Genomic DNA, 19,306 nt, shown 5'->3' on the forward strand with positions numbered 1-19,306 from the left:
GCACCGCTTCGACCCGCCCGAGACCCGTCTGGAGGCTGCCTCGTTCGCGGGGAAGGCGCTCGCCGTACGGCTGCACCGCGCCTTGGAAGAGGCCGCGCCGCCGCCCCAGGCCCGGGCGGCGGCGGCCGCGCCCTCGGTGACCTCGCGGTGGCGGGTCAGGCCCAGGTAGTCGTTGCCGGCGAGGTCCAGGAGCGGCGAGTGGGCGGGGCGGGGACGCAGCGTCCGTACGAGTCCGGCGCGGCGGCGTCGGTCCGCCTCCTCGTCTATCCAGCCGAACGCCATCGGTCCTCCAGAGCTTTTGTAGGCAGTGCACAGACACTAGCGGGGCGGCCAGCCGCCCCGGATGTGGTGATACCCACACCTCGAAGCGTCAGAGTTGTGTGAACTCTCCTTGGCCCCGGACGGCTCCTTAGGACAGGATCGGCTCTCATGGACCTGCTGAACACGCTGGTGGACAAGGGGCTTCGGCGCGAGGTGCCGAGCCGCGAGGAGGCGCTGGCCGTCCTCGCCACTTCCGACGACGACCTGCTCGATGTGGTGGCCGCGGCCGGCAAGGTGCGTCGGCACTGGTTCGGCCGGCGGGTGAAACTCAACTATCTCGTCAACCTCAAGTCGGGCCTGTGCCCGGAGGACTGCTCCTACTGCTCGCAGCGGCTCGGCTCCCAGGCCGGCATCCTCAAGTACACCTGGCTCAAGCCCGACGAGGCCTCGAAGGCGGCGGCGGCCGGATTGGCGGGAGGTGCCAAGCGGGTCTGTCTGGTGGCGTCCGGGCGCGGGCCGACCGACCGGGACGTGGACCGGGTCTCCGACACCATCAAGACGATCAAGGAGCAGAACGAGGGCGTCGAGGTGTGCGCCTGTCTGGGACTGCTCTCGGACGGCCAGGCGGAGCGGCTGCGCGAGGCGGGCGCGGACGCGTACAACCACAACCTGAACACCTCCGAGAGCACGTACGCGGACATCACGACCACGCACACGTACGCCGACCGGGTGGACACGGTGCACAAGGCGCACGCGGCCGGTCTGTCCGCCTGCTCCGGTCTGATCGCCGGGATGGGCGAGAGCGACGGGGACCTGGTCGACGTGGTGTTCGCGCTGCGCGAGCTGGACCCCGACTCGGTGCCGGTCAACTTCCTGATCCCGTTCGAGGGCACCCCGCTGGCCAAGGAGTGGAACCTCACCCCGCAGCGGTGTCTGCGGATCCTGGCCATGGTGCGGTTCGTCTGCCCGGACGTGGAGGTGCGGATCGCGGGCGGCCGGGAGGTCCATCTGCGCTCGATGCAGCCGCTGGCCCTGCACCTGGCCAACTCGATCTTCCTCGGCGACTACCTGACCAGCGAGGGCCAGGCGGGCAGGGCCGACCTGGAGATGATCGCGGACGCCGGTTTCGAGGTGGAGGGCACGGACCAGGTGACGCTGCCCGAGCACCGGACGACGGCCCAGGGCGGATGCGGGTCGCATGCGGAGGCCGGTGACGGGTGCGGGCCCCACGAGGGCGCCGGCGGGTGCGGGTCGCGGGACGGTGCGGGCAGCGGGGTGTGCGGGTCCGCTCCGGCGCCGGCGGCCACCGCCCGGGCGCCCCGGACGGATCTGGTCGCCGTGCGCCGTCGAGGTGCCGGAACGGACCTCGCGCCCAATGCCTGACCTGACCGTGCCCGAGCTGCTGGAACTGGACCGGCGGCACGTGTGGCATCCGTACGGGCCCATGCCGGGCCGGCGTGACCCGCTCGTCGTGGAGTCGGCGAGCGGGGTGCGCCTGCGGCTGGCGGACGGCTCGGGCGAGCTGGTCGACGGCATGTCGTCCTGGTGGTCGGCGATCCACGGCTACAACCACCCGGTGCTGAACGAGGCCGCGCGCGAGCAGCTGGGCCGGATGAGCCATGTGATGTTCGGCGGGCTCACGCACGAGCCCGCCGTACGCCTCGCCAAGCATCTTGTCGACATGTCGCCCGACGGTCTGGAGCATGTGTTCCTCGCCGACTCGGGTTCGGTGTCGGTCGAGGTCGCGGTCAAGATGTGCCTCCAGTACTGGCGTTCGCTGGGCCGCCCGGCGAAGCAGCGCCTGCTGACCTGGCGCGGCGGCTACCACGGCGACACCTGGCAGCCCATGTCGGTGTGCGACCCCGAGGGCGGGATGCACGACCTGTGGACCGGAGTGCTGCCCCGGCAGGTCTTCGTGGACGCGCCGCCCGCCGCCTACGAGGAGTCGTACGCCGAGCGGTTGCGCTCGGCGGTCGAACGGCACGCCGGCGAGCTGGCCGCGGTGATCGTGGAGCCGGTGGTGCAGGGCGCGGGCGGGATGCGGTTCCACTCCCCCGCGTATCTGCGGGTGCTGCGGGAGGCCTGCGACGCGCACGACGTGCTGCTGGTGTTCGACGAGATCGCGACCGGGTTCGGGCGGACGGGCGCGCTGTTCGCGGCGGAGCACGCGGCCGTGACGCCGGACGTGATGTGCGTGGGCAAGGCGCTGACCGGCGGCTACCTGACGATGGCGGCGACGCTGTGCACCGCGCGGGTGGCCGACGGCATCTCCCGGGGCGAGGTCCCGGTGCTCGCCCACGGCCCCACCTTCATGGGCAACCCGCTGGCGGCGGCCGTCGCCTGCGCCTCCGTCGAACTGCTGCTGGGCCAGGACTGGCTGTCCGAGGTCAAGCGGATCGAGGCGGGCCTGCGGGAGGGACTGGCTCCGGCCGCGGAGCTGACGGGGGTGCGCGACGTACGGGTGCTCGGGGCGATCGGGGTCGTCCAGCTCGACCACGCCGTCGACATGGCGGCGGCCACCGAGGCCGCCGTACGCGAGGGCGTGTGGCTGCGGCCGTTCCGGGACCTGATCTACACGATGCCGCCGTACGTCACCGGCGACGCGGACGTGGCACGCGTCGCGCGCGCGGTGTGCGCGGCGGCGCGCGAGGGATGAGCGGGAGGAACGGCAGAGGTGAGCAGAGGTGATGACGTGCCGGTCCTGGTGATCACGGGCACGGGCACGGAGGTCGGCAAGACGGTCACGACCGCCGCCGTCGCCGCCGCCGCCCGTGCGGCCGGACGCTCGGTGGCCGTGCTGAAGGCCGCGCAGACGGGCGTACGGCCGGACGAGCGGGGAGACGCCGCGGAGGTGGCCCGGCTCGCGGGTGCCGTGACAACGGCCGAACTGGCCCGGTATCCCGAGCCGTTGGCGCCGGCGACCGCGGCGCGGCGGGCCGGGCGGGCGCCGGTGCACCCGCGGGAGATCGCCGAGGCCGCCGCCAAGCTGGCCACCGAGCACGACCTCGTGCTGGTCGAGGGAGCGGGCGGGCTGCTCGTCCGGTTCGACGCTGCGGGCGGGACCCTGGCCGACGCGGCCGAACTGCTGGCGGCGCCGGTGCTGGTGGTGGCGCCGGCGGGTCTGGGCACCCTGAACGCGACGGAGCTGACGGCACGTGAACTGCGCGCCCGGGGGCTCGACCTGGCCGGGATCGTGATCGGCAGCTGGCCCGACGCGCCGGACCTGGCGTCCCGCTGCAATCTGGCGGACCTCCCCGACGTGGCCGGAGCCCCGCTGCTCGGGGCCCTGCCCGCCGGGGCCGGCGCGCTCGCGCCCGCCGGCTTCCGTGCCGCGGCGCCGGGCTGGCTGGCACCCCGGCTGGACGGGACGTGGGACGCGGAGGCGTTCCGCAGGCGGGAGGCTCCCGGCCCCGGGACCTGAGACGCCTCAGCCTCCGCGCGGCGGCGGACCGACGCGACGCAGCCGACCGGCCGGCGCCACGCTGCCGGCGGGCCGGCCCGTCATGATCGGTCACCCCGGTGTCCGGGAACCGGGGCGGGACTTCACCCGGTGACGTGACATCGGGGGTGCGACGGGCCCGTCGGGGGGACAATCGGGGTGAGGCCCGCCTGTGAGGGAGGTTGCCATGCGGCTACGGTCCGCCCGTTCGGCGAAGGTGTCCCGGGATCCCGTCCATCATCCGCTGTTCGCCCGGTACTACGCCCGGATCAGTGTGGGCGCCGAGTCCCGGATGGGCATGGGCTCGGTACGCCGGAGGCTGCTCGCCGGGCTGTCCGGGCGGGTGATCGAGATCGGCGCGGGCAACGGCCTGAACTTCGCGCACTACCCGGGCACGGTCGCGGAGGTCGTGGCGATCGAACCGGAGCGGGTGTTGCGGCAGTTGGCGGTGGAGTCCGCCCTGCGTTCCGGGGTTCCCGTCGATGTCGTGCCGGGTGCGGCGGAGGCACTGCCGGTCAAGAGCGAGGCCTTCGACGCGGTGGTGCTCTCCCTGGTGCTGTGCAGTGTGCGGGACGTGCAGCGCGCCCTCGGTGAGGCGCGTCGGGTGCTGCGGCCCGGGGGCGAGGTGCGGTTCTTCGAGCACGGGCGGGGCGGCGGCCTAGCGATGACCTTCACCCAGCGCGCCCTGGACCGCACGGTGTGGCCGCCGCTGATGGGCGGCTGCCATCTGGCCCGCGACCCGGTGGCCGCGCTGCGGGACGCCGGGTTCGAACTCGGGCCCTACCGGCGGATGTCGATGCCGGAGAACGGCCCCACGCTGCCCACGTCGTACTGCGTGCTGGGCACCGCCTGGCGCCCCGCGCTCACCCGGCGGTGATCACAGGCTCCACCGGCGCAGCTCCCGCGCGATGTCGTCGACGGACGCCTCACCGCTCTTGACCAGCCGGGCCAGTTCGCGCACCTGCTCGGGCGAGGTGACGACCTTCAGACCGCTGGCGACGAGGTAGGCGTAGGCCACGGCGGACGCGAACAGGGCGTTGGACCGCTCCAGCGCGGGGACGTGGATGAGGAGTTGGAGCAGCGCGGCGGCGCGCGCCTGCGGGCTGTCGTAGACCGGGACGTCGAATATCTCCGCCTGGTGGCGGGCGACGGCGGCGACCAGGGCGCCCCAGTCGGTGACCTGGGGGTCTCCCGGGGTCTTCTGTTCGGCGAGCATGAGGAGCCAGGCCAGGTCGATCGTGAGACGGCTCAACGGATCAGTGGCGACCTTCGCTCGGGCCCTCGCGGTCCTCTCCCGCGCTTGAGGCCGCGTGCGCGGGGCCGCCCCCGTCGAACTCCTCGGCGAAGACGGACTCGTACTGCTTCATGAAGTCGGCGGCGGCCTCGACGAAGGTGTGGCCGACCTCGCCGGTGTCCTGCCGGACCAGTTCCTCGATGTAGCGGTTGACGCTCATCCCGCGGGCCAGGGCGCGTTCGCGGGCGGCGCGGGCCGTGTCCTCGTCCACGCGCACGTTCAGCTGGGTCTTCGCCATACCCTGACGCTAGCGCCGGAACGCTAGCAGCGGCAAGGCCCTCTCACTCCGGGACCCTCCGCGCGGAAAGTGCCCCTTACACGGGCATCGGGGACCCGACCTGGGGTGGAGGGCGGCTCGGCCGCAGGGAGGATTCCGGCTGTGGGCTCCGTCACACTACCCTCGGCCTCCTGCGTACCGGAGCGAGGAGGCAGTCTTGTCCACCCCTGCTGCTCAGCATGTGCCGGGTCAGGCGTCGGCCGACGGAATCGCCGCCCGCGCCCGCGGCCTGACCAAGGCGTACGGCTCGGGCGAGACGACCGTGCTGGCGCTGGACGCGGTGGACGTGGACATCGCGCGCGGCCGGTTCACCGCCGTGATGGGGCCGTCGGGCTCCGGCAAGTCCACGTTGATGCACTGCCTCGCGGGGCTCGACAGCGTCTCGGCCGGTCAGGTGTGGCTCGGCGACACGGAGATCACGGGCCTCAAGGAACGGGAGCTGACGCGGCTGCGACGGGACCGGATCGGGTTCATGTTCCAGTCGTTCAACCTGATACCGACGCTGAACGCGGCCGAGAACATCACACTGCCGATGGACATCGCGGGCAAGAAGCCCGACGAGAAGTGGCTGGACCAGGTCATCGACACACTGGGGCTGCGGGACCGGCTGAGGCACCGGCCCTCCCAGCTCTCCGGCGGCCAGCAGCAGCGGGTCGCGTGCGCGCGGGCACTGGCCTCCCGGCCCGAGCTGATCTTCGCGGACGAGCCGACCGGCAACCTGGACTCGCGGGCGGGGCTGGAGGTCCTCGGGTTCCTGCGCGAGGCCGTCGACCAGCTCGGGCAGACCGTCGTCATGGTCACCCACGACCCGGGCGCCGCCGCCCACTCCGACCAGGTGCTGTTCCTCGGGGACGGGCGGATCGTGGACGAGTTGGAGCGGCCGACGGCGGAGGCGGTCCTCGAACGCATGAAACGGTTCGACGTGAGCCGCGCCCCGTACGACGGGACTCCCCGGGACGGGAGCGAGGGCGAGGGCCGGGGCGCCTCCGCCGGGGAGGCCTGACCCGTGCTGAAGGCGACGCTCCGCAGTTTCCTCGCGCACAAGGGACGCCTGCTGCTGTCGGCGCTGGCCGTGGTGCTGTCCGTGGCGTTCGTGGCGGGCAGCCTGATCTTCTCCGACACGCTCAGCCGGACCTTCGACCGGCTCTTCGCCACGACCGCGCCGGATGTCACCGTCAGCCCGAAGAAGACCCTGGACGAGGCGGTGCCGTCCGGGATGACGGTCACGCTGCCCGCCGCGCTCGCGGAGCGGGTGGCCCGCCTCGACGGAGTCGCCGAGGCGCGCGCGGACGCCGAGGCGGCGAACATCACCGTCGTCGACAGCGAGAACGAGTCCGTCGGCCCGACCACGGGCGCCCCCACGATCGGCACGGACTGGAGCCCCGACCGGCGCAGTCCCGTCGAGCTGACCTCCGGCCACGCGCCGCGCGGGCCGGGTGAGGCGCTGCTCGACTCGGAGTCCGCCGACCGCCGGGACGTACGGATCGGGGACACGCTCACCGTGATCGCCGGACCGGGTTCGTTCAAGGTCGAGGTCGTCGGCATCGTCACGTTCACCACCACCAACCCCGGCGCCGCGCTGGTCTACCTCGACACCGCGACCGCGCAGTCCAAGCTGCTGGGTGACGCGAAGGCCGCCACCAGCATCTCGGTGGACGCCGAGGAGGGCGTGAGCGACGCGCAGCTCAAGCAGCGGGTGGCCGCCGCGCTCGGCACGGACCGCTTCGAGTACCGCACCGCCGACGAGCAGGCCGAGTCGGACGTCCAGCAGCTGGGCGGATTCCTCGACGTCATCAAGTACGTCATGCTCGGCTTCGCCGGAATCGCCGTGCTGGTCGGCGTGTTCCTGATCGTCAACACCTTCTCGATGCTGATCGCCCAGCGCACCCGCGAGCTGGGTCTGCTGCGCGCGCTCGGCGCCGACCGGCGCCAGGTCCGCCGCTCGGTCCTCACCGAGGCGCTGCTGCTCGGCCTGGTCGGCTCCACGCTGGGCCTGGCCACCGGCATCGGGCTCGCGGCCGGGCTGATCGCGCTCATGAACACGCTCGGCATGAACATCAGGTCGAGCGAGATGGTCATCGGCTGGGTCACGCCCGTGGCGGCGTACGTCGTCGGTGTCGGCGTCACCTTCGTCGCCGCGTACCTCCCGGCCCGGCGCGCGGCGGGGGTGTCGCCGATGGCGGCCCTCGCGGACGCGGAGATCGCCGGCGTCGGCAGGCCGCTGCGGACGCGGGCCATCGTCGGCGCGGCCGTGGGGGCGGCCGGCACGGCGGCGCTGGTGGGCTGCGCCCTCGCGTCCGAGACCGGTTCGGCGGCCTCCCTGCTGGCCCTCGGTGTCGTCCTGACCCTGCTGGCCACGGTGATCGCGGGCCCGCTGCTGGTGCGGCCGGTGATCCGGGTGCTGGGCGGGGCCTTCCCCGCCCTGTTCGGGTCGGTCGGCCGGATGAGCCAGCGCAACGCGCTGCGCAATCCGCGCCGCACCGGCGCCACCGCCGCCGCGCTGATGGTGGGCCTCGCCCTGGTCGGCGGGATGTCGGTGGCGAGCGCGTCGATGACCGAGTCCTTCGACCAGCAGATCGACAAGACGCTGGGCGCCGACTACGTGATCCAGAACGGCAGCTTCCTGCCCTTCCCGCGGGAACTCACCGAGGCGGTGCGCGTAACTCCGGGCGCGGGGCTCGTCGTCCGGTCCCGGTTCACCCCGGTCGCGGTCCGGCTGCCGGACGGCGACCGGGTCGAGACGACCGCCGCGGCCTACGACCCCCGGCTCGACGAGGTCGCCCGCATCACGTACGCCGAGGGCGACACCTCCGCGGCGCTCGCGCCCGGCCGGATCGCCATGGACCTGGGCTTCGCCCGCGACCACGGTGTCCGGCTCGGCAGCGCGATCCCGGTCGAGTTCCAGGGCGGGCGCACCACCGAGCTCACGGTGGGCGCCCTCACCGACCAGGACGCCGCCGAGGGCTTCGGCACCCAGGGCGGCCTGTACGTCGGCATGGCCACGCTGGAGGAGTTCGCGCCGGGCGGACAGGACTCCGCGCTGTACGTGAACGCCGCCTCCGGGACCGGCGACGACGACCTGCGCGCGAACCTGGAGCGGACGCTCGACCCGTATCCGCAGGTGCAGGTGCGTGACCTCGCCGACTACAAGGAACTGATCCACGACCAGATCGCGGTCCTGCTCTACCTGGTGTACGCGCTGCTCGGGCTGGCGATCGTGATCGCGGTGCTCGGCGTGGTCAACACCCTCGCCCTGTCGGTCGTGGAGCGGACCCGGGAGATCGGGCTGCTGCGGGCCATCGGGCTCGCCCGGCGCCAGCTGCGCCGGATGATCCGGCTGGAGTCGGTGGTGATCGCGGTGTTCGGCGCGGTGCTGGGGCTCGCCCTGGGACTGGTGTGGGGGGTGTGCACCCAGCAGGTACTGGCGTTGCAGGGCATGAAGGCGCTCGCCGTGCCCTGGATGACGATCGTCGCGGTGGTGGTCGGCTCGGCGGTGGTGGGCGTCGTGGCGGCGCTGCTGCCCGCGCTGCGCGCGTCGCGCATGAACGTGCTGGCGGCCATCGCGCACGAGTGACGGACGCGCACCGCTGGGCATCTCGGCGGGGTTCCGGGCCGGTGGCTGTCCGGATGCTGGAATCCCGTGTCCCGGGCCGGTGCCCGTGATGGGATCACCGTATGACCGACCTGCGGATACGGGCCGCGGCGCCCGACGACCTCGACGCCGTGCTGGCCTTCTGGAAGGTGGCCGCCGAGGGCACGAGCATCAGTGACGACCGGACCGGCGTGGAGCGGCTGGTCGCCCGCGACCCCGAGGCGCTGATCCTGGCCGAACTCGACGGCGAGCTGGCCGGCACGGTGATCGCGGGCTTCGACGGCTGGCGCTGCCACCTGTACCGGCTCGCGGTGCATCCGGACCACCGCCGCCGGGGCATCGGCGGTGCCCTGCTGGCGGCCGCCGAGGAGCGGTTCGTACGGCTGGGCGGGCGCCGCGCGGACGCGATGGTGCTGACCCGCAACGAGACCGCGCAGCATGCGTGGCGGGCGGCCGGGTACGTGCCCGAGGAGCAGTGGCGACGCTGGGTCAAGCCCCTCACGGGCTGAGGTCCCGGTCCGCCCGTCGCGCTCTTTTGCCCATCCTTTACCCTGGACGGGCCACTCGTTCCTCCATGAAAGGTGTGAGCGTCCGCCCATGGGCGAGCCTCCCAGTACGCGACATCGCGCGATCCTCCCCGCTCTGCCGGACCATGGGACGGAGGTGAACCGATGATCGAAGTGCTCCTCCTGCTGGTGGCGATCCTGCTCTCGCTCGCCTGTGGTGCCTTCGTCGCCGCGGAGTTCTCGCTGACCACCGTCGACCGCGGCGAGCTGGAACGTGCCGCGGAGCGTGGCGAGCGGGGTGCGGCCGGCGCCCTGAAGGCGGTACGCAGTCTGACCTTCCAGCTCTCCGGCGCGCAGCTCGGCATCACGGTCACCAACCTGGTGGTCGGCATGCTCGCCGAGCCGTCGATCGCCGCGCTGATCGCGAGCCCGCTCAGGTCCGTGGGCGTCTCCCGGTCGACGGCGAGTTCGCTGGCCCTGGTGCTGGGGACCGCCCTGTCGACCGTGTTCCTGATGGTCGTCGGCGAGCTGGTGCCCAAGAACTGGGCGATCTCCTCGCCACTGGCCGTGGCCAAGCGGGTGGGCAACGCGCAGCGGTGGTTCTCCGCCGTCTTCCGGCCCTTCATCACCCACCTCAACAACACCGCCAACCGCGCGGTACGCCTCTTCGGCCTGGAGCCCGCCGAGGAACTGGCCTCCGCGCGCGGACCCCAGGAGCTGGCCGCGCTGGCCCGGCACTCCGCCCGGGAGGGCGCCCTGGAGCCGGACACCGCCGAGCTGTTCGTGCGGACGCTGAACCTGGCCGACCTGACCGCGGAGAACGTCATGACACCGCGCGTGCAGGTCATCGCCCTGGAGGTCCAGGCGACCTGCGAGGACGTGGCGAACGCGACCCGGGCGACGGGCCTGTCCCGGTTCCCGGTCTACCGCGGCAGCCTCGACTCGGTGGTGGGCACCGCGCACATCAAGGACGTGCTGGCGATTCCCGCCGATCGCAGGCCCCGGGTCCGGGTCTCCGAGATGATGCGTGAGCCGCTCCTGGTCCCGGAGTCGCTCACCGTCGACCGGCTGCTGGACCGGCTGTCCGGCAAACGGACGATGGCCGTCGTCATCGACGAGTACGGCGGTACGGCGGGCGTGGCCACCCTGGAGGACATCGTCGAGGAGGTCGTCGGCGAGGTGCGGGACGAGCACGACCCGCACGAGACGCCCGACCTGGCCCCGGCCGGCAGCGACGACGAGGGCCGCACCCTCTACTCCGCCGACGGCTCCGCCCGCATCGACCAGCTCGCGCGGGTCGGCCTGCGGGCGCCCGGAGGACCGTACGAGACACTGGCCGGCCTCGTCGCGACGGAACTCGGGCGGATCCCCGCCGTCGGTGACCGGGTCGAGGTCGCGCACTGGCGGCTGGACGTGGTGGACGCGTCGGGCCGCAGGGCCGCACGGCTGCTGCTGCACGCCCCGGCGCACGAGCACGAGACGGAGGTGGAGGGCGCGTGACCGCCGTCCAGTTGTTGATCGGTCTGGCGACCCTCGTCGTCAACGCGTTCTTCGTCGGCGCCGAGTTCGCGCTGATCTCCGTGCGCCGCAGCCAGGTCGAGCCGTACGCCGAGGAGGGCGACCGGCGCGCCAAGAGCGTGCTGTGGGGGCTCCAGCACGTGTCCGCGCTGATGGCGGCCGCACAGCTCGGCATCACGCTGTGCACCCTGATCCTCGGTGTGGTCGCCGAGCCGGCCATCGCGCATCTGCTGGAGCCGGCGTTCCACGCGGCGGGCGTGCCCGAGGGCGCCGGGCACGCGGTGTCCTTCGTGATCGCGCTGACCCTGGCGACCTATCTGCACATGCTGCTCGGCGAGATGGTGCCGAAGAACATCGCGCTCGCGGAGCCGGTGCGCAGCGCGCTGCTGCTCGGGCCGCCGCTGGTCGCCCTGTCCCGTGCGCTGCGCCCGGTGATCTTCACCATCAACGCCTTCGCGAACGCCCTGCTGAAGCTGCTCCGGGTGGAGACCCGGGACGAGGTCGCGGCCACGTTCTCGGACGCCGAGCTGGCCCGGATCGTGCGGGACTCCGGCGAGGCGGGGCTGATCGACGACCGCGCGCAGGAGCGGCTGCGGGACGCCCTGGAGCTGGGCCGCAGGGCGGTGCGGGACGTGGTGCTTCCGCTGGACGCCGTCGCCTACGTGTATCTGGGGGTCACCCCCGAACAACTGGAGGTGCTGTCGGCCGAGACCGGCTACTCCCGTTTCCCGGTCGTCGACGAGGGGCGCCGCATCATCGGCTACCTGCACGTCAAGGACGCTCTGGACAAGACTCCGCGAGAGCTGCCGTTCCAGCTGCGGGACATGCGGCCCATCGCGCGCGTGCGGGAGAGCACGCCGCTGGACGACGTCCTCACGGCGATGCGGGGCAGCCGTACGCACCTGGCGGCCGTGCTGGGGGCGGACGGGCGGCTCACCGGCCTGGTGACCATGGAGGACGTGCTGCGGGAGCTGTTCGGTCAGCGGACGTGAGCCCCGGTGAGGGCAGTCCGGGCCGACCGACCGCTGGGTATGGCGGCCGGGTAGCATCTCTGTCGCCATGCAGACGAACCCCACTCACACCAGCCTGGTAGCGGTCGGCGACTCCTTCACCGAGGGGATGTCGGACCTGCTCCCGGACGGCACCTACCGGGGCTGGGCCGACCTCCTGGCCGGACGGATGGCGGCCCACTCCCCCGGCTTCCGGTACGCGAACCTCGCGGTGCGCGGCAAGCTGATCGGGCAGATCGTCGCCGAGCAGGTCGACGTGGCCGCGTCCATGCGGGCCGACGTGGTCACGCTGGTGGGCGGGCTGAACGACACCCTGCGCCCCAAGTGCGACATGGGGCGGGTGCGCTCCCTGCTCACGGAGGCCGTGGAGCGGCTCGCCCCCTCCTGCAAGCAGCTGGTGCTGATGCGCAGCCCGGGCCGCCAGGGCCCGGTCCTGGAGCGGTTCCGGCCGCGCATGGAGGAACTGTTCGAGATCGTCGACGGCCTCGCCCAGCGGCACGGCGCGCTCGTGGTCGACCTCTACGGAGCCCCCTCGCTCGGTGACCCGCGCGTGTGGGACGTGGACCGGCTGCATCTGACGGCCGAGGGGCACCGCAGGGTCGCGGAGGCGGTGTGGCAGGGGCTCGGGTACGAGCCCGAGGACACCGAGTGGCGCACTCCCCTGCCCCTGACACCGCCGCCGGGATGGGCCGCGCGCCGGGTCGCCGACGTGCGCTTCGCCCGGCAGCACCTGCTGCCGTGGATAGGCCGCCGGCTGACGGGCCGCTCCTCGGGTGACGGCCTGCCCCCGAAGCGGCCCGACCTGCTGCCGTACGAGCGGGCTCACGAGCAGCCCGCGGAGTGACAGGCCACGGCCGAGCGGGGTGACCGTCCCTGCGGGCGGGCGGGGTGACCGTCCCGGCGGGCGGGCGCGGGCCGGGCCGTCGGTGGGAGCCGGGCAGTTCTTCGTCGGTTCCTACGAACCCACCCGTGGCTCCGGCCTGCAGGAAGCGCCAGTAGAATCCGTCCACGTGACTTCCGCTCCCGCCAAGCCCCGCATCCCGAACGTCCTCGCCGGACGCTACGCCTCCGCCGAGCTCGCCACGCTCTGGTCGCCCGAGCAGAAGGTGAAACTGGAGCGTCAGCTCTGGCTCGCCGTGCTGCGGGCCCAGAACGACCTGGGGATCGAGGTGCCGGACGCGGCGATCGCCGACTACGAGCGCGTCCTCGGCCAGGTCGACCTCGCCTCCATCGCCGAGCGCGAAAAGGTCACGCGGCACGACGTGAAGGCGCGGATCGAGGAGTTCAACGCCCTCGCCGGGCACGAGCACGTGCACAAGGGCATGACGTCCCGCGACCTCACCGAGAACGTCGAACAGCTGCAGATCCGGCTCTCGCTGGAACTGATGCGCGACCGTACGGTGGCCGTCCTCGCCCGCCTGGGGAAGCTGGCCGGGGAGTACGGCGAGCTGGTCATGGCGGGCCGCTCGCACAACGTGGCCGCGCAGGCCACCACCCTCGGCAAGCGGTTCGCGACGGCGGCCGACGAGCTGCTCGTGGCGTACGGGCGGGTCGAGGAGCTGCTGGGCCGCTACCCGCTGCGCGGCATCAAGGGCCCGGTGGGCACGGCGCAGGACATGCTGGACCTGCTCGGCGGGGACACCTCCCGGCTCGCGGAGCTGGAGCAGCGGATCGCGCGGCACCTCGGCTTCTCGCAGGCGTTCACGTCGGTCGGCCAGGTCTACCCGCGCTCGCTGGACTACGAGGTCGTCACCGCGCTGGTGCAGCTGGCCGCCGCGCCCTCGTCGCTGGCGAAGACGATCCGGCTGATGGCGGGCCACGAGCTGGTGACCGAGGGCTTCAAGCCGGGCCAGGTCGGTTCGTCCGCGATGCCGCACAAGATGAACACCCGCTCCTGCGAGCGCGTCAACGGCCTCATGGTGATCCTGCGCGGCTACGCCTCGATGACCGGCGAGCTGGCGGGCGACCAGTGGAACGAGGGTGACGTGTCCTGCTCGGTGGTGCGCCGGGTGGCCCTGCCCGACGCGTTCTTCGCCCTGGACGGTCTGCTGGAGACGTTCCTGACCGTGCTCGACGAGTTCGGCGCGTTCCCCGCTGTCGTGGCGCGGGAGCTGGACCGCTACCTGCCGTTCCTCGCCACCACCAAGGTGCTGATGGGCGCGGTGCGCGCGGGGGTCGGCCGTGAGGTCGCGCACGAGGCGATCAAGGAGAACGCGGTCGCCTCCGCGCTGGCGATGCGCGAGCGGGGCGCCGAGCGCAACGAGCTCCTCGACAAGCTCGCCGCCGACGAGCGCCTGCCGCTGGACCGCGCCGAGCTCGACGCGCTGATGGCCGACAAGCTGTCCTTCACGGGCGCCGCGGCCGGCCAGGTCGGTGTCGTCGTCGGCCGGATCGAGGAGATCGTGAAGCGGCACCCCGAGGCCGCGGGCTACACCCCCGGAGCGATCCTCTGACCCGCTTCACTGCCGAGGAGCTGGAGGCCGCCCGCGACCGTCTCGTGCCGGACGTCGTCGCGGACGGCCTCCATGTGCTGTTCTGCGGCATCAACCCCGGTCTGATGACCGCGGCGACGGGCCACCACTTCGCCCGCCCCGGCAACCGGTTCTGGCCGGTGCTGCATCTGTCCGGGTTCACGCCGAGGCTCCTGAAGCCGTCCGAGCAGCGGGAGTTGCTGACGTACAGGCTCGGCATCACGAACGTCGTGGCGCGGGCGACCGCGCGGGCCGACGAGCTGAGCGCGGAGGAGTACCGGGAGGGCGGGCGGCTGCTGACGCTCAAGGTGGCGCGGCTGCGGCCACGCTGGCTGGCCGTGGTCGGGGTGACCGCCTACCGGGCCGCCTTCGACGACCGCAAGGCGCAGGTGGGCCCGCAGGAGCGGACGATCGGCGACACGCGTGTGTGGGTGCTGCCGAACCCGAGCGGGCTGAACGCGCACTGGACCGCGCAGACGATGGCGGAGGAGTTCGCGCGGTTGCGGGTGGCGGCCGAAAGCGGCTGACGAGCAGGGTTGCGCGGGTCTGTGTCCGCGCCGGAGTCCGTGGGGTCCGTGTCTGTGTCCGTGTCTGTGTCTGTGTCTGTGTCGGTGGCCGCGGTGAGCGGATCATGGCGGGTCGGTGTCCGTGACGACGGCGAGCAGGTGGACCTCGTCGTCCAGGTCGCGGTCCGCGACGCCGAGGGCGAGCCAGCGCTCCGTGCCAGGGGGCTGCCAGAGGTTCAGCTCGTCCACCAGCGCGCTGACGGTGGCCCAGGGCTCCGGTATCGGCTCGCCGCGATCGATGCGCACCACGATCGTCCCCATCCACCACGGCGACTGCTGCTCGCCCCAACGGGCGTTCAGCATCAGCGACATGTGCTCCTTGAGGGCGTGGAAGTCCTCCACGACCGGTGCCCGCCGCGCCGCGTCGTCCGTCGGCAGTTCGTGACTCGCCGCCAACGACTCGATGCGGTATCCGGGGCCCGCCATGAACGCGTCGGACTCGCCGTGCGCCGCGGCGAGGTCCCCGGTGCACAGCGAGTCGATCCTGGCGAGGTACGTCGCACTGTCCATGTGCTCCAGTAAACCGGTGACCACTGACAATTGGCGGTCCGTCAGGCGTCCCGGGGGTCAGGCGTCCCGGTGTCGTACGCTCCACGCCCCCGCCAGCAGCGCGGCTCCCGCCCAGAGGGCGGTCACCGCGAGGCCGGTCCAGGGGCCGAGGGAGCCGTCCCAGGTCCCGTGGAACACGACCTGGCCCGCGCGGTCGGGCAGGAAGTCGGCGACGTTCCCGGACATGTCGCCGACCACGAACGACACGACCAGCAGGAACGGGATGAGGACACAGAGCGTCGTGAGGCCGCTGCGCAGGACGGCGGTGAGGCCGGCGGCGAACAGGGCCATCAGCGTGAGGTAGATCCCGCAGCCCACGGCGGCGCGCAGCCCTTCGGCGGTGCCGAACCCGCCGGCCCGCGCCCCGAGGACCGCGCCGCCCACGGCGAGGGTCACCAGACCGGTGAGGAGACCGACGGCCAGGACCGGCAGGGCGATGGCCGCCAGCTTGGCGGCGAACCAGCGACCGCGCCGAGGCACCGCCGCCAGCGACAGGCGCAGCGCGCCGCTCTGGAACTCGGCCGCCACCGCCGTCACGCCGAACGCGATCGCCGCGATCTGCCCGAAGCTGACGCCGAAGAAGACGGTGAGGAGCGGGTCGAAGTCGTCGCCCGTGTCGGCGCCGCCCGTGTCGGCGCCGGCCAGCGCGGAGAAGGCGACCGTGACGAGCGGGACCGCGCTCAGGGCGCCGACCTGCGACCGCAGCGTACGGATCTTGATCCACTCGGCGTGGAACGCGGGGGTGAACGCCATGGTCAGGCCTCCTGCGGCTGAGCCGCGAACTCGGCGTCGGCGGCGGTCAGATCGAGGTAGGCCTGTTCCAGCGTGCCCTGCTCGGCGGTCAGTTCGAGCAGCGGGACCCCGGCGTCGGAGGCGAGGCGGCCGATGTCGTCCACGCGCGCGTGGTGCACGATCCAGTGCCCGTCGTCGTGGGGGACGGCCTGCCGGCCGTGGCGGGCGAGGGCCTCGCCGAGCGCGGCGGGGTCGGTGGTGCGGATCCGTACCCGGGGCCGCACGCGCGCGTCGATGAACTCCCGCATCGGGGTGTCGGCCAGCAGGCGGCCCCGGCCGAGGACGACAAGGTGGTCGGCGAAGGCGGCGGTCTCGTTCATCAGGTGACTGGAGACCAGGACCGTGCGTCCTTCCCGCGCGAGCCGGCGCAGCAACGCGCGGATCCAGACGATCCCTTCGGGGTCCAGGCCGTTGGACGGCTCGTCGAGCATGACCACCTCGGGGTCGCCGAGCAGGGCGGCGGCGATGCCCAGGCGCTGCCGCATGCCCAGGGAGTACGTCCGCACCCGGCGGTGCGCCACCGAGGCGAGCCCTGCCTCCTCCAGCACCTCGTCGACCCGGGGGACCGGGATGCGGTTGCTCGCCGCCAGGGCACGGAGGTGGTCGCGGCCGGTGCGGGCCCCGTGCGCGGTCTGCACGTCGAGCAACGCGCCGACCCGGCGCAGGGGTTCGTCGAGCGTGGCATAGGGACGGCCGCCGATCGTGGCGGTGCCCGAGGTGGGCCGGTCGAGGCCGAGCACGAGCCGCATGGTGGTCGACTTGCCGGCGCCGTTGGGACCGAGGAAGCCGGTGACCCGGCCCGGCAGGACACGGAAGGTGAGGGCGTCCACGGCTCGCCGCATCCCGTACTCCTTGGTGAGGGCTTGGACGTCGATGCTGGTCATGACGGCAGCCTTGCCGCCGCTCCCGGGCCGGGGCCTCCCCCGCGCGGGGGGATCCGCTCCCCCGCGCGGGGGAGGCCGGTTGTCGGCGCCGGCTGCCACGATGGCGTGATGGCCCGCTTTCTGCGCCCGCTGCTGCGGGGGACGACGTACACGCGCCTGCTGCACCTGTGGGTGCCGGCGCTGGTCGCCAGCGTCTGGCTGTGGATCGACATGTCGAAGCCGTGGGTGCCTGTTCTCGCGCTGGTCCCGCTCGGTCTGGTCCCGGCCGTGCGGGTGGGCGAGGGCGTGCAGGCGAGGCTGCTGCTGACGCCGGGCGAGGCGGACACGGACATCTCCGTGGAACCGTCGGCGACCTGGCGGGACCGGCTGCGGACCGTGCTGTGGCTGCAGGTGCGCATGGCTCTGGCGGCGGTGGCGACGTTCGGCGCCGTCTGGTTGCCGTTGCTGTCGTACGCGCTGGCGGAACTCTCGTTCGTGAGCGGGTCACCCGAGGACTTCCCGGTCCTGCGCGAGGCGGCGCCGCACTGGGCGTACGCCTTCCTGGTGCCGCTCCCGCTCGTCGCGTTGTACGGACTGGTGGTCGGCCTCGGCGAGTTGATCACCCTGCTCGCACACCGGCTTCTCGGGCCGTCCGCCGCGGAGCGCCTCGCCGCTCTGGAGGAACGCACGGAACAGCTCCTGGAGCGCACCCGCATCGCCCGTGAACTGCACGACTCCATCGGGCACGCCCTGACGGTGGCGGTCCTCCAGGCCGGCGCCGCGCGCGCGGCCGGCGATCCGGCGTTCACCGACCGGGCGCTGGAGGCCATCGAGGAGACCGGCCGGACGGCGCTGGAGGACCTGGAGCGGGTGCTCGGCGTCCTGCGGGAGTCGGAGCGGCCGGTGAGCGGCCGGCCGACGCTGACCGAAGCCGGCCGGCTGCTGGAGTCCGCCCGTGTCTCCGGCGCGAAGATCGACGCCGAGCTGACCGGGCCCCTGGGCACGGTGCCCGGCCCGGTCTCCCGTGAGGGCTACCGCATCCTCCAGGAGTCGCTGACGAACGTACTGCGGCACGCGGGAGCCGTCCCCGTCCGGGTCCGTGTGGAGGTCGGCGCCGGCACGCTCGGCCTGGAGGTGCGCAATCCGCTCACCGCCGCGGCACCGGGGCACAGGCGGGGCAGCGGGCTGCGCGGCATACGCGAGCGCGCGGCCCTGCTCGGGGGACGCGCGCGGACCGGTCCGGACGCGGGTGACTGGCAGGTGCACGTGGAGCTGCCACTGCACTGATCTACGCTGGCCGGATGCCGGTCACCGTGCTCCTCGTCGACGACGAACCCCTGGTCCGCGCGGGACTGCGGGCCGTGCTGGAGGCGCAGCCCGACATCGAGGTCGTCGGGGAGGCGGCCGACGGGGCGGCGGTGATCCCGCTGGTGCGGCGGCTGCGGCCGGACGTGGTCGCCATGGACGTGCGCATGCCGTTGCTGGACGGGATCGAGGCCACGCGCGCGGTGCTGCGGACGGTCGACGAACCGCCGAAGATCCTCGTGGTGACGACGTTCGAGAACGACGAGTACGTGTACGAGGCGCTACGGGCCGGCGCCGACGGGTTCCTGCTGAAGCGGGCCCGGCCGGCCGAGATCGTGCACGCGGTACGGCTGGTCGCCGAGGGCGAGTCGCTGCTGTTCCCGGCGTCGGTGCGGCGGCTCGCCGCCGAGTACGGCGACGACGGCGGCAACCGCGCGGCACGTGACGTGCTGGCACGGGCCCGGCTGACGGAGCGGGAGGCGGAGGTACTGCGGCTGATGGCCCGGGGGCTGTCCAACGTGGAGATCGCCGCCCGGCTGGTCGTCGGGACGGAGACGGTGAAGACGCATGTGAGCGCCGTCCTGGCCAAGTTGGGAGCACGCGACCGCACGCAGGCCGTGATCGCTGCGTACGAGTCGGGGTTCGTCGCACCTGGCTGACATGGCCCGCGGCGGAAGCGGAGGCGGAGCCGGGGCGGACCGCAGTGGCCGGCGGACCGGACACGGTCCGCGGGGACGGGCCGCGGCGACGGCCGGTGGGGCGACGGGACGCCGACGGCAGGGCGCGCGTGACCTGCGGCGGACCCGGACAGCAGGGACCGTGCGACCCCCGGCGCACGCCGACGGCAGGGGCGGACGGCCGGC

At 73.2% G+C, this 19,306-nt stretch carries 19 protein-coding genes and 1 pseudogene; 14 read left to right on the forward strand and 6 right to left on the reverse strand.

Features of this window, described 5'->3' with window-relative positions; genetic code table 11:
* Window positions 1–282, reverse strand: a pseudogene (locus ACWD0J_RS24110) (hypothetical protein); the annotation flags it as partial.
* Window positions 283–429: 147 nt separating this feature from the next.
* Here ACWD0J_RS24110 and bioB point away from each other — a divergent pair.
* The 4 genes from bioB (at window position 430) to ACWD0J_RS24130 (ending at window position 4,577) form a co-directional block, all read left to right on the forward strand.
* Window positions 430–1,644 (forward strand): biotin synthase BioB, encoded by a 1,215-nt coding sequence (gene bioB, locus ACWD0J_RS24115; RefSeq protein ID WP_451497893.1) that lies wholly within the window; start codon window positions 430–432, stop codon window positions 1,642–1,644.
* Window positions 1,637–2,917: an adenosylmethionine--8-amino-7-oxononanoate transaminase gene (locus ACWD0J_RS24120; RefSeq protein ID WP_451497894.1), complete on the forward strand. Its 1,281-nt coding sequence runs from the start codon at window positions 1,637–1,639 to the stop codon at window positions 2,915–2,917. The genes bioB and ACWD0J_RS24120 overlap by 8 nt, the downstream gene beginning before the upstream one ends.
* 36 nt (window positions 2,918–2,953) lie before the next feature.
* The gene (gene bioD, locus ACWD0J_RS24125) at window positions 2,954–3,682 is read left to right on the forward strand and encodes a dethiobiotin synthase (protein WP_451497963.1); all 729 of its coding nucleotides are present in this window, start codon (window positions 2,954–2,956) and stop codon (window positions 3,680–3,682) included.
* A 205-nt stretch (window positions 3,683–3,887) separates the two neighbouring features.
* Window positions 3,888–4,577 (forward strand): class I SAM-dependent methyltransferase, encoded by a 690-nt coding sequence (locus tag ACWD0J_RS24130; RefSeq protein ID WP_451497895.1) that lies wholly within the window; start codon window positions 3,888–3,890, stop codon window positions 4,575–4,577.
* On the opposite strand, the gene ACWD0J_RS24135 is transcribed toward ACWD0J_RS24130, so the two are convergent.
* Window positions 4,578–4,952 carry a fic family toxin-antitoxin system, toxin component gene (locus ACWD0J_RS24135; protein ID WP_451497896.1) on the reverse strand — a complete coding sequence of 125 codons (375 nt, stop codon included), beginning with the start codon at window positions 4,950–4,952 and terminating at the stop codon, window positions 4,578–4,580.
* Window positions 4,953–4,956: 4 nt separating this feature from the next.
* A complete protein-coding gene (locus ACWD0J_RS24140) occupies window positions 4,957–5,232 on the reverse strand; it encodes a toxin-antitoxin system HicB family antitoxin (RefSeq protein WP_451497897.1) in 276 nt (91 codons plus the stop codon).
* A 196-nt stretch (window positions 5,233–5,428) separates the two neighbouring features.
* On the opposite strand from ACWD0J_RS24140, the gene ACWD0J_RS24145 reads away from it, so the two are divergent.
* From ACWD0J_RS24145 to mug, 8 genes are all read left to right on the forward strand, one after another.
* Complete coding sequence (locus ACWD0J_RS24145) at window positions 5,429–6,274, forward strand: ABC transporter ATP-binding protein (RefSeq protein ID WP_451497898.1); 846 nt, start codon at window positions 5,429–5,431, stop codon at window positions 6,272–6,274.
* A 3-nt stretch (window positions 6,275–6,277) separates the two neighbouring features.
* Window positions 6,278–8,845, forward strand: a complete 2,568-nt coding sequence (locus ACWD0J_RS24150; protein ID WP_451497899.1) for an FtsX-like permease family protein — start codon at window positions 6,278–6,280, stop codon at window positions 8,843–8,845.
* A gap of 101 nt (window positions 8,846–8,946) precedes the next feature.
* Complete coding sequence (locus ACWD0J_RS24155; protein ID WP_451497900.1) at window positions 8,947–9,372, forward strand: GNAT family N-acetyltransferase; 426 nt, start codon at window positions 8,947–8,949, stop codon at window positions 9,370–9,372.
* 162 nt (window positions 9,373–9,534) lie between these two features.
* Complete coding sequence (locus ACWD0J_RS24160) at window positions 9,535–10,869, forward strand: hemolysin family protein (protein WP_451497901.1); 1,335 nt, start codon at window positions 9,535–9,537, stop codon at window positions 10,867–10,869.
* Entirely contained in the window at window positions 10,866–11,879 is a 1,014-nt protein-coding gene (locus ACWD0J_RS24165; RefSeq protein ID WP_451497902.1) for a hemolysin family protein, read from the forward strand. Before ACWD0J_RS24160 ends, ACWD0J_RS24165 begins: the two co-directional genes overlap by 4 nt.
* Window positions 11,880–11,946: 67 nt before the next feature.
* Window positions 11,947–12,741: an SGNH/GDSL hydrolase family protein gene (locus ACWD0J_RS24170; RefSeq protein ID WP_451497903.1), complete on the forward strand. Its 795-nt coding sequence runs from the start codon at window positions 11,947–11,949 to the stop codon at window positions 12,739–12,741.
* 166 nt (window positions 12,742–12,907) lie between these two features.
* Window positions 12,908–14,350, forward strand: coding sequence for an adenylosuccinate lyase (gene purB, locus ACWD0J_RS24175; RefSeq protein ID WP_451497904.1), 1,443 nt, complete (start codon window positions 12,908–12,910; stop codon window positions 14,348–14,350).
* A gap of 44 nt (window positions 14,351–14,394) precedes the next feature.
* Window positions 14,395–14,895: a G/U mismatch-specific DNA glycosylase gene (mug, locus tag ACWD0J_RS24180; RefSeq protein ID WP_451497905.1), complete on the forward strand. Its 501-nt coding sequence runs from the start codon at window positions 14,395–14,397 to the stop codon at window positions 14,893–14,895.
* 102 nt (window positions 14,896–14,997) lie between these two features.
* Here the strand turns inward: mug and ACWD0J_RS24185 are convergent, their stop codons facing one another.
* Genes ACWD0J_RS24185 through ACWD0J_RS24195 form a run of 3 tightly spaced genes read right to left on the reverse strand, consistent with a single transcriptional unit; the run spans window position 14,998 to window position 17,159 of the window.
* The gene (locus tag ACWD0J_RS24185) at window positions 14,998–15,444 is read right to left on the reverse strand and encodes a hypothetical protein (protein ID WP_451497906.1); all 447 of its coding nucleotides are present in this window, start codon (window positions 15,442–15,444) and stop codon (window positions 14,998–15,000) included.
* A gap of 57 nt (window positions 15,445–15,501) precedes the next feature.
* Window positions 15,502–16,236 carry an ABC transporter permease subunit gene (locus tag ACWD0J_RS24190; protein ID WP_451497907.1) on the reverse strand — a complete coding sequence of 245 codons (735 nt, stop codon included), beginning with the start codon at window positions 16,234–16,236 and terminating at the stop codon, window positions 15,502–15,504.
* A 2-nt stretch (window positions 16,237–16,238) separates the two neighbouring features.
* On the reverse strand, window positions 16,239–17,159 hold the full coding sequence (locus ACWD0J_RS24195) for an ATP-binding cassette domain-containing protein (RefSeq protein WP_451497908.1): 921 nt from the start codon (window positions 17,157–17,159) through the stop codon (window positions 16,239–16,241).
* Between the two features lie 108 nt (window positions 17,160–17,267).
* Between ACWD0J_RS24195 and ACWD0J_RS24200 the strand changes: the two genes are divergently transcribed.
* Together ACWD0J_RS24200 and ACWD0J_RS24205 are read left to right on the forward strand one after the other, a co-directional pair.
* Entirely contained in the window at window positions 17,268–18,425 is a 1,158-nt protein-coding gene (locus tag ACWD0J_RS24200) for a sensor histidine kinase (RefSeq protein WP_451497909.1), read from the forward strand.
* Window positions 18,426–18,439: 14 nt separating this feature from the next.
* Window positions 18,440–19,102 (forward strand): response regulator transcription factor, encoded by a 663-nt coding sequence (locus tag ACWD0J_RS24205; RefSeq protein ID WP_451497910.1) that lies wholly within the window; start codon window positions 18,440–18,442, stop codon window positions 19,100–19,102.
* Window positions 19,103–19,306: the final 204 nt, after the last annotated feature.

The sequence above is a fragment of the Streptomyces sp. NPDC003011 genome (assembly GCF_053591515.1).